This window comes from Corynebacterium stercoris (genome assembly GCF_024160105.1).
GTDB classification, from domain to species: Bacteria; Actinomycetota; Actinomycetes; order Mycobacteriales; family Mycobacteriaceae; genus Corynebacterium; species Corynebacterium stercoris.
In genome coordinates this window covers 52,688-65,691 of sequence record NZ_JAMFTQ010000001.1, presented here as the reverse complement: position 1 = coordinate 65,691, position 13,004 = coordinate 52,688, and the positions used below count along the sequence as shown (strand labels likewise).

Sequence of the window (13,004 nt, the reverse complement as noted above, 5' to 3'; positions counted from 1 at the left end):
GGGCTACTGCACGCGGGTGAGCTTCAGCGCGCCCTTCGGGCCGGCAACGTACGCGGTGTCGAGCTTGCCGTCCTTCTCCACCACGGCGAAGTGGGTGCCCTGGGCGAATGCCTCGAAGATCGCCGCTTCGTACTCAGTGGCACCCCCGCAGTACATTTCGGTGGTCGCTTGGGCTTGGAAGGTGTACTCGGCGGAAGATGGCTTCGGTGTGATGCCAACGCCGAAACCGTTGCACGCCTTAGTAGCTGTCACGAAAACACCGTCGCGCTCTTTGAACGCGATCGGCGTCTTGTCATAGTCCGGCACCGGCAGCCAGGTCGAACGCAGGATTTCGTTGACCTGCTCCGGAGTCGCCCTGACAGCGGCAGCGGGTAGAGGCTTCAGCACCTTTGGGGTTGCGAGGCGGGAATACTCGGAGCTGCCGTCGGCACGCAGCGAGGAGCTTTCGGACGAGCCGGACTGGCTCACACCGAGGCCGATACCGAGCGCCGCAGCGAGCGCGACGATGGCGGCGATGATCGCCTGGATGGGGATGACGGGCATTGGCATAGCGGGTTCCTTCGTGAGCAGGTGAAGAGCAAGTCCTTGCTTGAGAGATCGATAAGCAGGGCTAGGTCGTTTCTAGCCTACGAAAGAGCTACCCACGCTGGGGCGATGCCGGGTGATGGAATGTGCTGGCACACTGGAACGCATGACGACGAACGCAAGCATCTGGATCGTTGTTGCCATCATCGTCCTCGCGCTGGTCATCATCGGCGTGATTGTGGCGGGCAACCAGCGCAAGAAGTCCAAGACCGTCTCCTTCGAGAAGCCGGTGGAGGAGGAGCCGAAGCAGCTCACCCAGCAGGATAAATCCGGCAACTACCAGGCCAAGGGCGGCTTCAACTTCGCTCAGGCAGACGCGCAGCCGAAGCAGCCCGAGCCGGTGCGCCGCGAGGCTCCGCGCAAGGAGGCCGCTGCGGGTGGCGCCGCGACTTCCGGGCCCATTACTAACGACGACGTGCAGCAGGCCATCCGGCAGGAGCCGCCGAAGCCGTTCCCGGAACCTGAGCAGGAGACGAAGCAAGCCGCCGCGCCGGTTGAGCCGATTGAGACGGCTGAGCCGGAGGTTGCAAGCACGCGGGTTGCGCCTGCTGTCGCGCCGGATGACCCAGCCGTCGAAAAGCCCGAAGCCTCGGAAACGAGTGACATTTCGCTGACGCACGACGCTGCCGACGCGGTTGAGGAGCTCAACGCGGACGAGCCGGAGGTTCCGGCGGTTGAGGTCGCGGAGCCGGCTCCGGTTGCGGAGGAGCTGTCGCCCGAGGGCCAGCAGATCGTCGAGGAGGCGATGGCGGACGAGCTCGCGGCCGAGGCTGAGGAGCTTGCCGTCGGCGATGAGGTAGTCACCGAGGAGCGCGTGCGCGAGGAGGCCGAAGAGGCTGCCAACATTGCCGCCGTGACCGCGGAGGTCGCGGAAGAAGCGCGCCAGGACGGCGCCGTTGTCTCTGACGAGGCGATTGTTACCGAGGGAACGCAGAGCGCTGCTGTGCAGGCGGAGATCGATGAGATCGCGCCGGCGGCTGGCCGCATCGGCAAGCTGCGTGGCCGTCTGTCCCGCTCCCAGAACGCGATCGGCCAGGGTCTGCTCGGCATCCTGACTGCAGGTGATCTGGATGAGGACGCGTGGGAGGAGATCGAGGACACGCTGATCATGGCGGACCTCGGCGCGGAGCTGACCATGAAGGTTGTGGACAACCTGCGCGAGAAGATCGCCGAACGCGGTGTGTCCAGCGAGGCGGAGGCGCGCGCAATGCTGCGTGAGACTTTGGTCGAGGCTGGCCGCCCAGACATGGATCGCTCCATCAAGGCGATGCCGAACGACGGCAAGCCGGCCGTGATTCTGGTGGTTGGCGTGAACGGCACCGGCAAGACCACGACCACCGGCAAGCTCGCTCGCGTACTGGTCTCGATGGGCCACACCGTTGTGCTCGGCGCAGCGGATACGTTCCGTGCGGCTGCTGCCGACCAGCTTGAGACCTGGGGCCGCCGCGTCGGTGCGTCGACCGTTCGCGGCAAGGAAGGCGCCGATCCGGCATCCGTGGCCTTCGACGCCGTGGCAACCGGTGTTGAGCAGGGTGCCGACGTGGTGCTCGTTGACACCGCCGGCCGCCTGCACACGTCCACCGGCCTGATGGACCAGCTCGGCAAGGTCAAGCGTGTGGTGGAGAAGAAGAGCAACGTCGACGAGGTGTTGCTGGTGCTTGACGCGACCGTCGGCCAGAACGGCATCACCCAGGCCCGCGTGTTCCGCGACGTCGTCGACATCACCGGCGTGGTGCTGACCAAGCTCGATGGCACCGCTAAGGGCGGCATCGTGTTCCAGGTGCAGGAGGAGCTCGGTGTGCCGGTCAAGCTTGTTGGCCTCGGCGAGGGCGCCGACGACCTTGCACCGTTCGAGGTTGAGAGCTTCGTGGACGCCTTGCTCGGGTAGTTCGTCGGTTGGCATTTGCGGGCCGGGATCCCCACTGCGGGGTCTCGGCCCGTTTTGGTCTCGACAGCTTCCGGCGTGCCTGCCGGTTTTCGGCGTGCCTTCCGGTTTCCGGCGTGCCTGCCGGTTTCCGGCGTGCCTGCCGGTTTCCGCCGTGCCTGCCGGTTTCCGGCAGATTGTCACGAAATGTAGCGACCTGGGGAAACAGGTGCGCCTCTGAAAGATTTTGCAGAATCTTTCTGGGCGGGGGTGGAGCTCTCAGACATCCACGGCAGCGATCAGCGTTTAGAGGGTGCGCGAGGTCACCCGCTAGGCTGGGACAAGTTACAACAAACGTAATCGCTACAGCTAGGAGTGCTCGACGTGTTTGAGTCTTTGTCCGACCGCCTGCAATCGGCCCTCGGTGGCCTGCGAGGAAAAGGCAAGCTCACTGAGGCCGACATTAACGCCACCGCTCGCGAGATCCGCATCGCGCTGCTGGAGGCGGATGTTTCGCTGCCGGTCGTCCGCACCTTCATTAAGCGGGTTAAGGAGCGCGCGCTCGGCGCCGACGTTTCTGAGGCGCTGAACCCGGCGCAGCAGGTAATCAAGATCGTCGACGAGGAGCTCACCGCAATCCTCGGCGGCGAGACCCGCCGCCTCAACCTAGCGAAGAACCCGCCGACTGTGATCATGCTTGCGGGTCTGCAGGGTGCCGGTAAGACGACGCTCGCCGGCAAGTTGGCGAAGCACCTGGCCAAGCAGGGCCACACCCCGATCCTGGTGGCCTGTGACCTCCAGCGCCCGGGCGCGGTGCAGCAGCTGCAGATCGTCGGTGAGCGCGCAGGCGTGCCGACGTTCGCTCCAGACCCGGGCACGTCCCTGGACACCCACGACCACGACATGGGCACCTCCCACGGCGACCCGGTCGCAGTGGCGCAGCAGGGTGTTGAGTACGCGAAGCAGAACAAGAACGATGTGGTCATCATCGATACCGCCGGTCGCCTCGGTATCGACGAGACCCTGATGACGCAGGCCCGCAACATCCGCGATGCCGTCAATCCGGATGAGGTTCTGTTCGTCATCGATGCGATGATTGGTCAAGACGCGGTCACTACCGCGCAGGCCTTCGCCGATGGTGTCGATTTCACCGGTGTCGTGCTGACGAAGCTCGACGGCGATGCCCGCGGTGGTGCCGCGCTGTCCATCCGCGAGGTCACCGGCAAGCCGATCCTTTTCGCCTCCACCGGCGAGAAGCTCGAAGACTTCGACGTCTTCCACCCGGATCGCATGGCCAGCCGCATCCTGGGCATGGGCGACCTGCTGTCGCTCATCGAGCAGGCTGAGCAGACGTTCAACGAGCAGGACGCGGAGGCAGCGGCCGGCAAGCTGGCATCGGGTGAGCTCACGCTCGAGGACTTCCTCGACCAGCTTTTGATGATCCGCCGCATGGGTCCGATCGGCAACCTGCTCAAGATGATGCCGGGCGGCAAGGCAATGAACGAGATGGCTGACATGGTCGACGAGAAGCAGCTCGACCGCATCCAGGCCATCATCCGCGGTATGACCCCGCAGGAGCGCGAGGATCCGAAGATCCTGAATGCTTCTCGACGGAAGCGTATCGCCAACGGTTCCGGTGTCACCGTCGCGGAAGTCAACCAGCTGGTGGATCGTTTCTTCGAGGCGAAGAAGATGATGAGCCAGATGGCGAACCAGTTCGGTCTACCGGGTGTGCCGGGCATGGGCGGACGATCTGCAACGAAGAAGAAGCCGAAGGGCCGCAAGGGCAAGAACGGCAAGCGTAAGCCGCCGAAGCGTCAAGGCGGCGGCATGCCGCAGATGCCCGGAATGGGCGGGATGCCGGGAATGCCCGGCATGGGCGGAATGCCTGGTATGCCGGGAATGCCTGACATGAAGGAGCTGGAGAAGCTGCAGGAGCAGCTGCCCGCCGGCATGCAAGGCATGGACCTAAACAACCTGGACTTCGAGCAGGCGATGAAGCGGATGGGCAAGCGCCGCTAGCCCACACCGCCGCTAGCCCTTAGGGCCGGTAAGCCACGCCGAGTTGGTCGAAGACCTTGACCAACTCGCTCCACAGCAGCTGGGTGAGGCTGCGCGCGTACGCGTTTGAGATGTGGTTCTGGTCTCGGTAGACATACACGTTGCCGATCTGCGGCGGGCAGGTCTCGCCGGGGCAGTACCAGTGGGCGGTGTCGATGCTGAAGAGATTCTGCATCCCGTCGAGGTAACCCGCCGCGGGATCCGGCCCCGGGTACGCGGCGGCGGCCGGCATGGAGCAGCTCTCCTCGGTGCCGCCGGCGACGATGCACAGGTTCGGGTCCATGGGGTTGCCGAAAGGGTCGAAGAACCACGGGTTGTCGCGAAGCCCCAGGAAGGGGATGCCCGCGTCGGCGAAGTTCGCCCACAAGTTGGCGTACGCATCCGGCACCGTGTCCGCCGCGGAGCCAGCCGCACCCGCGCGGCCGCCTGGGCGCGTCGAGGTGGAAATGACAAGATCGGGCTGCATCTCGACGATCGTCGAGTAGACGCGCTCGCCCCATTCGGCGCATACCTCAGACACGATCTCGAAGCGGTCGACACCACCGATGACCAGCGGGCACTCTTGGCGCACGAACGGCACCACCTTGAAGCCGTGCTCCTTGCCCAAGATGTCCAGCGGAATGCCGAACGGCTCGATGTGGGAGCCGCCCACCATCACCACGGTGGTTTCGGCATCTAGGTCGCCGAAGGTGCAGTCGGGGCGCGGCATCTCGTCGGGCGGCGCGGGCAGGAAGATCATGCACTCCTGCTCGCCGATCGGCGGATAGATCCCGCCAATCAGATGCGGGTTCGGCTGCGGCTTCGCCTTCGGCACCTCGGCGTCGATGAGGGCCGTCGCCCCGGGGTACTTGGCGGGATCGAGTGGTTTGTCGGCGTTGTTGATCCGCGCGTCCCACACCGGTTGCACCGCGAGTCCGCACGCGAAGAGCACGGCGACGATCGCGCCGCCCACCGCTCGGCCTGCACCGGCGGGAGTGCGAAGCGCCGCGCGCGCGTCGACGACGGGCGTGTCGAAGCTCAGCGGGCGCTTGCGGTGCTGGCGCAGCGGCTGCTCGACCAGCGCGTGCGTGACGTGGGCGAGCGCCAGGGAAGCCAAAATGACCGCGACACCAATCGCGGGCGGCGGAGTCTCGAAGCCGCCGGAGGCGGTGACGACGATCAAAAGCGGCCAGTGCCACAGGTACAGCGAGTAAGCAATGCCGCCCAACCACGTCATCGGCTTGGATGCGAGCATGGTGGATACCGGGTTCGCGTTGCCGGCGAGGATCACCAGCGCAGCGCCGGTGATCGGCAGCAGCGCCAACGGGCCGGGGAACGCCAGCGAGGTGGGAATGATGATGCCGGTAGCGGTAATCATCACCACGCCGGTGAGCGCGGCGACCCAGGAGCCGCGCTGCGGGAGGTACCAATCCCGGGGCACGAACGCGAGGAGCGCGCCGAGCGAGAGCTCCCAGGCACGGGAGAACGTGGAGTAGTAGTTGGCGGGCGTGCCCTCGAAACCGAAACGCGAGGCGTAGGCGAACGATGCAACGGTGATGATGCCCAGCACCGCAACAGCCCAGCGCTGCGCGTTTGCCTTGCTCACCTTCGCGGTGCTGACGAGCCAGGCAATGAGCGTCGCAAAGCAAATGCCGAAAATGTAGAACTGGCCCTGCACCGACATGGACCACAGGTGCTGCAGCGGGGACGTGGTGTCGCTCGCCGCAGCGTATGCCGCGTTTTGTGCCGTGAGCTCCCAGTTCTGGAAGTAGAGGAGGGAGGCGGTGAACTGGCGCGCGAGCTCCTCGTTGAGCAGCTCCGGCGTCAAGGCGAGGATCCCGATGAGCGTGGCGCCAAGCACCACCACTAGCGCGGGGACGAGGCGCCGAACGGTGCGCCAGAACGGCCACCACGGGTTGAGGCTGGGGAAGGGGCGCATCGCGTAACGCAGCTGCCCGCCCAGGAAGAAGTACCCAGAAAGGAAGAGGAACACGTCCACGCCGCCGGAGACGCGGCCGACGAATACGTGGAAGATCACCACCAGCGCGATGGCGTAGCCGCGCAGCCCGTCCAGGTCCACGCGGTACGCGCTGGACCCCGTGGGGGTCGTTGAGCGCGGTGCCTGCGGGGACGTCATGGAACTCTGCGTCGTCTTTCAAATGCGTGGGGAGGGGTCTAACTGTGGGAACCTTACCGCCGCGGTTGCAAAGGGCGTGAATATACCCGGTTTGGGGGTGCGGCGCTCGCCGGGTACACTCTTCGAGGTTGACCGGGCCGGCCGAGATGTGCCGCCCGTCAGCGCACAACTAAATACCTGCGTCAGCAGTTGGTGCCGAGTACGCCTCGCCCAGCTCAGTCACGCGCAGGTAAATCCCAAGGGTTGAACCGGTTCGTCGAAAAACGGCGAATGCCTGCACTGCCCAGTGACCTAGTGAAGGAAGTACCACCATGGCTGTAAAGATCAAGCTGCAGCGCCTCGGCAAGATCCGCAACGCGCAGTACCGCGTTGTCGTCGCTGATGCCCGCACCCGCCGCGATGGCCGCGTCATCGAGAACATCGGCATCTACCACCCGAAGGAAGAGCCGTCCGTCATCCGCATCGACTCCGAGCGCGCGCAGTACTGGCTGGGCGTCGGCGCGCAGCCGACCGAGCCGGTGGAGCGCCTGCTGAAGATCACCGGTGACTGGCAGAAGTTCAAGGGCATCGACGGCGCAGAGGGCACCCTGAAGGTTGCCGAGGAGAAGCCGTCCAAGCTCGAGCTGTTCAACAAGGCCCTCGAGGAGGCCAACAACGGCCCGACCGCCGAGGCCATCACCGAGAAGCGCAAGAAGGCAAAGGAAGAGGCTGAGCTGAAGGCTGCTGCCGAGGCTGAGGCCGCAGCCGCCGCAGAGGCTGCCGAGTCCGCAGAGGCTGAGGCTTCCGAGGAGGCCGCTGAGGAATCCGCCGAGTAAATCGGACCCTCCCACGTGAATGCCCGGCGTTTTCGCTGGGCATTTTTGCTTTTCGACGTTCGTTTTACGGCGCTCTCGAACCGCCGCAGCCTGCTGGTAGCCTGAGCCGCATGGAAATCCGGATCGGCAGGGTAGTGAAGTCCCACGGCGTGCGCGGCGAAGTGGTTGTGGAGCCGCTGGCGGAGGATGAAGATGTCTACTTCGCCGTCGGCGAGGTGCTGCACGGCCGACAGACCGGCAAGGAGCAGGACCTGACCGTCAAGGCGGTGCGCCCGCACCAGCAGCGCCTGCTGGTCACCCTGGAGGAAATTCCGGATCGCACCGCAGCGGACAGCCTGCGCGGCATGCAGTTCTACGCTGCCCCGCTCGAGCGCGAGGACGACTCGGACGAGTACTACGACCACGAGCTCATCGGCCTGAAGGTGCGCCACGCAGGCGAGGAAATCGGCGAGGTCACGGGCGTGATGGATACGCCGAACCGCAAGATCTTGGAAGTGGATTACCGCGGCAGAGAGGTGCTCATCCCGTTCGTGATGGACATCGTGCCGGAGATCGACCTCGACGAGGGCTACTTGGAGATCACCCCGCCGGACGGCCTGCTGGACCTGTAGGGCAGCGCTATGCGGATCGACGCGATCACCATTTTCCCCGAGTACCTCGAGCCGCTGCGCCACGCGCTGCTGGGCAAGGCGATTGAGCAAGGGATCCTCGAAGTCGGGGTGCACGACCTGCGCGATTGGGCCACCGGCAACCACAAATCCGTCGACGCGCCGCCGCTCGGCGGCGGGCCAGGCATGGTGATGAAGCCTGAGGTCTGGGGCCCCGCGCTCGACGACGTCTGCGCCGGGCGCGCCGGGGACACTCTGACCACCGCAGCTGCGCACCGCAACGACAAACTGCGCCACGACCAGGTCGCCGAAGTGGCGGCCAGGCCCTACGAGGCCGCCGACGTGCGCGAGGGCGAGGACCCGTCCATGCCGCTGCTCATCGTGCCCACACCGGCCGGCACGCCTTTTACTCAGGCGCAAGCCCAAGCGTGGTCGCGCGAGGAGCACATCGTGTTCGCCTGCGGGCGCTACGAGGGCATTGACCAGCGCGTCTTCGACGATGCCGCGCAGCGCTACCGGGTCCGCGAGGTCTCCATCGGCGACTATGTGCTGATCGGCGGGGAAGTCGCGGTGCTGGTGATCGCCGAAGCGGTGACCCGCTTGATCCCCGGCGTGCTGGGCAATACCGAGAGCCACGAGGAGGACAGCTTCTCTGACGGGTTGCTGGAGGGTCCGAGTTACACAAAGCCGCGCGTGTGGCGCGGCCTGGAAGCCCCTGAAGTGCTCACCTCGGGCGACCACGCAAAGGTGGAGGCGTGGCGCCGCGAGCAGTCACTCAAGCGCACCCGCGCAGTGCGTCCGGATCTGCTCGCGCGGGCGGAACTCAGCGAGGCTGACACGTTCCTGCTCGATGCCAGAGACGTGGTCACCCGGTTGGATGTGATTCTGGACGCAACGCGGTGGAACGCAGGCGTCGAAAAGCGTCTGCGAAGGGCGTTGAAGAAGGCCGGCTACGTGGTGGAGCGCGTTGAGCTGGGGGAGCCGCGGGGTGCAAACGTGTGCTTCGAGCCGCCGATGCTGGAGCAGAGCTATGAGCTGGAGCACGGACACCCGCCAATTGATCCGGTGCGCACGCTGACGGTACAGGGCCGGACGGCGCTGGAGCTTCCTGCTGCGACGAAAGCTGTCGTTAACGCGCTGCCGAAGGATGTGCAGTGGTACGGCACGACACGCGAGCTGTGAGGGTGCGAAAAATCACACGCTTCTGCGTTGTGAGCAGCATGGATGCCTGATCTACCTTAAAGGTAGCACTAAGAGAAAGGTTTCCCATGCTTGCGTCCATACTGGACCCCACATCGGGGATTGCCATCGCGCTGCAGATCTTGGTGATCCTGAGCGCGCTGCTGCTGGGTACGCGCTACGGCGGTCTCGGCCTCGGCCTGATCTCGGGCATCGGCCTGATGATCATGGTCTTCCTCTTCGGCCTGCAGCCGGGCGAGCCGCCCGTCGGCGTGATGCTGACCATCATCGCTGTGATTGGCTGTGCCGCCACACTGCAACAGGCCAGAGGCTTGGAAGTGATGATGCAGCAGGCGGAGAAATTCCTGCGCGCCCACCCTGAGCGCATTACCATCCTCGCCCCGCTCACCACCTGGTTCCTCACCGTGCTCTGCGGCACCGGCCACGTTGTCTACACCATGTTCCCGATCATCGAGGACATTGCGCTGAAGAAGGGCATCCGCCCGGAGCGCCCCATGGCGGTGGCCTCCACCTCGGCACAGATGGGTATCACCGCATCTCCGGTGTCGGTGGCAACGGTGTCCCTGGCATCGATCCTGGCGGAGAACGCCGGCCTGATTGATCAGGCGTACTCGATCCCGCAGATCCTCATGGTGGCCATGCCGGCGTCGCTGTCCGGCGTGTTGCTCGCTGCGTTGTGGTCGCTGCGCCGCGGCAAGGACCTGGATAAGGATCCGGTGTTCCAGGAGCGCATGAAGGACCCGGAGTTCGCCAAGTCCATCAACGAATCCAGCCACTCGCTGTTGGACGTGAAGTTTGAGAAGTCCGCCGTGAACTCCGTCTGGATCTTCCTCGCCGCCATCGTGTTCGTGGTCGTTCTCGGCGCGTTCGACGGACTGCGCCCGGCATGGCCGAACGCCGACGGCGTGATGAAGCCGCTGTCCATGAACCTGGCCATCCAGATGGTCATGCTCTTTGCTGGCGCCATGATCCTGCTGTTCTGCAAGACGGACCACAAGAAGATCGCCTCCACGCCGGTGTTCAAGGCCGGCATGACGGCCGTGTTCTCCGTGTTCGGTGTGGCGTGGATGGCGGACACGTTCTTCTCCACCCACATCGACGCACTGGAGGAGCAGCTCGGCAGCGTTGTCCAGGCAGCCCCGTGGGCTTACGCCATCGTGCTGCTGGTTGTATCCAAGCTGGTGAACTCGCAGGCTGCCGCGCTGACGGCGATCGCCCCGATCGGCCTGGCGCTGGGCATCGACCCGAAGGTGATCATCGGTTTCTACGGCGCGTCCTACGGCTACTGGATCCTGCCGACCTACCCGTCGGACCTGGCCTGCATCGGCTTCGACCGCACGGGCACCACCCGCATCGGCAAATACGTGATCAACCACTCGTTCCTGATCCCGGGTGCGATCTCGGTGTTCACCTCGTGCGTGGTTGGTTCCCTGCTCGCGCAGGTGCTGCTCTAGTATCGCCCGAATGACATCAATCGCAGCCACCATCGCGAAAGAACTCAATGTCCGGGATCACCAAGTCCAGCAGGCGCTCACCCTGCTGGCGGAGGGCAACACCGTCCCGTTCATCGCCCGCTACCGCAAGGAAGCAACGGGCGGGTTGGATGACGCCCAGCTGCGTCACATCGAAGAGCGCAACACCTACCTCGTCGAGCTGGCGGAGCGCAAAGACGCGGTCATCGCCAGCATCGAGGAACAGGGCAAGCTCACCGACGAGCTGCGCCGTGAAATCCTCGCCGCCGACTCCAAGGCGCGCGTCGAGGACCTGTACCTGCCCTACAAGAAGCGCCGCAAAACGAAGGCTGACATCGCCCGCGAAGCCGGGCTCGAAGCGCTGGAGCGCCAACTCGTCGAAGACCCTGCCGTGGATCCGGAGGCGGCGGCGCAGGACTACCTCTCAGAAGGCTTCCCCGATGCGAAGGCCGCGCTGGAAGGTGCGCGGGCGATCCTGGTGGACCGCTTCGCCACCGACGCGGACCTCGTGGGCGAGGTGCGCGACCGCGTGTTCCGCGATGGCTCGCTGCGCGCCGGGGTTGTGGAGGGCAAGGAGGCGGAGGGCGCGAAGTACGCCGACTACTTCGAGTTCTCCGAGCCTTTCGCCTCACTCCCGAGCCACCGCATCCTGGCGCTGTTCCGCGGCGAGGCGGAGGGCGTGCTGACGCTTGATTTCGACCCCGGTGAGGACGCGATCTACGAGGGCATGATCGCCCGCGCCTTCGACCTGCCGGACAGCGAGTGGGTGCGCAAGGCCGTGCGCTGGGGCTGGCGCACCAAGCTGCAGGTCTCCGCGAACCTGGACATCCGCGTGCGGCTGCGCGAGAAGGCGGAGGAGGGCGCGCTCGAGGTCTTCACCACGAACCTCCGCGACGTGCTGCTGGCTGCCCCTGCCGGCCAGCGCGCGACGCTCGCGCTGGACCCCGGCTACCGCAACGGCGTGAAGTGCGCGGTGGTGGACGGCACCGGGAAGGTGCTGGCCACCACGATCGTGTACCCGCACCAGCCGCAGAACCGCTGGGACGCGGCGCGCGAGGAGCTCGCAAAGCTGAGCGCCGAACACGGCGTGGAGCTCATCGCCATCGGCAACGGCACCGCGTCGCGCGAATCCGAAAAGCTCGCGGGCGAGGTCGCGGACCTCATCGCCCAGGCGGGCGGTAAACGCCCCACGCCGGTGGTGGTGTCCGAATCCGGCGCGTCCGTCTACTCCGCCAGCGAGATCGCGGCCGAAGAGTTCCCCGACATGGACGTATCGCTGCGGTCCGCAGTGTCCATCGCGCGCCGCCTGCAAGACCCGCTCGCGGAGCTGGTGAAGGTGGACCCGAAAGCGATCGGCGTGGGTCAGTACCAGCACGACGTGAACCAGACCGCACTCGCCCGCGCGCTGGACGGGGTTGTGGAGGACGCGGTGAACTCCGTCGGTGTCGACGTGAACACCGCCTCGGCCCCGCTGCTGGAGCGCGTGGCTGGGCTCTCCGGCACGGTGGCGAAAAACATTGTTGCCTACCGCGACGAGCACGGATCCCTTACCACCCGCAAGGAACTCGGCAAGGTGCCGCGCCTCGGTCCGAAGGCGTTCGAGCAGGCCGCAGGCTTTCTGCGCATCCAGGGCGGGAAGAACCCGCTGGACGGTTCCGCGGTGCACCCGGAGGCCTACCCTGTGGTGGAGCGTGTGGCCGCCGCCACCGGGCTCACAACCGAGCAGCTCATCGGCAACACCGCGGTGCTGTCGAAGCTGCGCCCCGCAGATTTCGCCGACGAGCACTTCGGCGTGCCGACGGTCACGGACATCCTCGCCGAGTTGGACAAGCCGGGCCGCGACCCGCGCCCGGAGTTCAAGACAGCCACGTTCAAGGAGGGCGTTACGGAGGTTAAGGACCTGAAACCCGGCATGATCTTGGAGGGCACCGTCACCAACGTCGCCGCCTTCGGTGCCTTCGTGGACGTGGGCGTGCACCAGGACGGCCTCGTTCACGTCTCCGCGATGGCGAACCGCTTCGTCTCGGACCCGCACGAGGTGGTCCGCTCTGGCGAGGTAGTCAAAGTCAAGGTGATGGACGTGGACGTGGCGCGTAAGCGCATCGGACTCAGCCTGCGCCTCGACGACGAGCCTGGCGCGCCGCGCGGAGCCAAGCAACCGCAGCGCGGAGCCAAGCAACCGCAGCGCGGAGCCAAGCAGGGGCGTGGAAGGGGCGAGCGTCGTGAAGCGAAAGGCTCCATGGCGGACGCGCTGAAGCGTGCGGGATTTGGTAACTGACCGGC

At 65.7% G+C, this 13,004-nt stretch carries 9 protein-coding genes; 7 read left to right on the top strand and 2 right to left on the bottom strand.

The window, feature by feature from the left end; all coding sequences use genetic code 11:
• Positions 1–3: 3 nt before the first annotated feature.
• A complete protein-coding gene (locus M5J20_RS00315) occupies positions 4–549 on the bottom strand; it encodes an META domain-containing protein (RefSeq protein WP_253575277.1) in 546 nt (181 codons plus the stop codon).
• Between the two features lie 142 nt (positions 550–691).
• Between M5J20_RS00315 and ftsY the strand changes: the two genes are divergently transcribed.
• Both ftsY and ffh read left to right on the top strand, forming a co-directional pair.
• Positions 692–2,473 carry a signal recognition particle-docking protein FtsY gene (gene ftsY, locus M5J20_RS00310; protein ID WP_253575275.1) on the top strand — a complete coding sequence of 594 codons (1,782 nt, stop codon included), beginning with the start codon at positions 692–694 and terminating at the stop codon, positions 2,471–2,473.
• A gap of 360 nt (positions 2,474–2,833) precedes the next feature.
• The gene (gene ffh / locus M5J20_RS00305; protein WP_253575273.1) at positions 2,834–4,471 is read left to right on the top strand and encodes a signal recognition particle protein; all 1,638 of its coding nucleotides are present in this window, start codon (positions 2,834–2,836) and stop codon (positions 4,469–4,471) included.
• A 19-nt stretch (positions 4,472–4,490) separates the two neighbouring features.
• Here the strand turns inward: ffh and M5J20_RS00300 are convergent, their stop codons facing one another.
• The gene (locus tag M5J20_RS00300; protein WP_253575271.1) at positions 4,491–6,626 is read right to left on the bottom strand and encodes an acyltransferase family protein; all 2,136 of its coding nucleotides are present in this window, start codon (positions 6,624–6,626) and stop codon (positions 4,491–4,493) included.
• A 311-nt stretch (positions 6,627–6,937) separates the two neighbouring features.
• On the opposite strand from M5J20_RS00300, the gene rpsP reads away from it, so the two are divergent.
• The 5 genes from rpsP (at position 6,938) to M5J20_RS00275 (ending at position 12,999) form a co-directional block, all read left to right on the top strand.
• Positions 6,938–7,441 (top strand): 30S ribosomal protein S16, encoded by a 504-nt coding sequence (gene rpsP / locus M5J20_RS00295; protein ID WP_253575269.1) that lies wholly within the window; start codon positions 6,938–6,940, stop codon positions 7,439–7,441.
• 110 nt (positions 7,442–7,551) lie between these two features.
• Entirely contained in the window at positions 7,552–8,052 is a 501-nt protein-coding gene (rimM, locus tag M5J20_RS00290) for a ribosome maturation factor RimM (RefSeq protein ID WP_253575267.1), read from the top strand.
• 9 nt (positions 8,053–8,061) lie between these two features.
• Positions 8,062–9,231 (top strand): tRNA (guanosine(37)-N1)-methyltransferase TrmD, encoded by a 1,170-nt coding sequence (gene trmD / locus M5J20_RS00285; protein ID WP_253575265.1) that lies wholly within the window; start codon positions 8,062–8,064, stop codon positions 9,229–9,231.
• 86 nt (positions 9,232–9,317) lie between these two features.
• On the top strand, positions 9,318–10,703 hold the full coding sequence (locus M5J20_RS00280; protein WP_253575263.1) for an anaerobic C4-dicarboxylate transporter: 1,386 nt from the start codon (positions 9,318–9,320) through the stop codon (positions 10,701–10,703).
• A gap of 10 nt (positions 10,704–10,713) precedes the next feature.
• Positions 10,714–12,999: a Tex family protein gene (locus M5J20_RS00275; RefSeq protein ID WP_253575261.1), complete on the top strand. Its 2,286-nt coding sequence runs from the start codon at positions 10,714–10,716 to the stop codon at positions 12,997–12,999.
• The last annotated feature ends 5 nt before the right edge of the window (positions 13,000–13,004 follow it).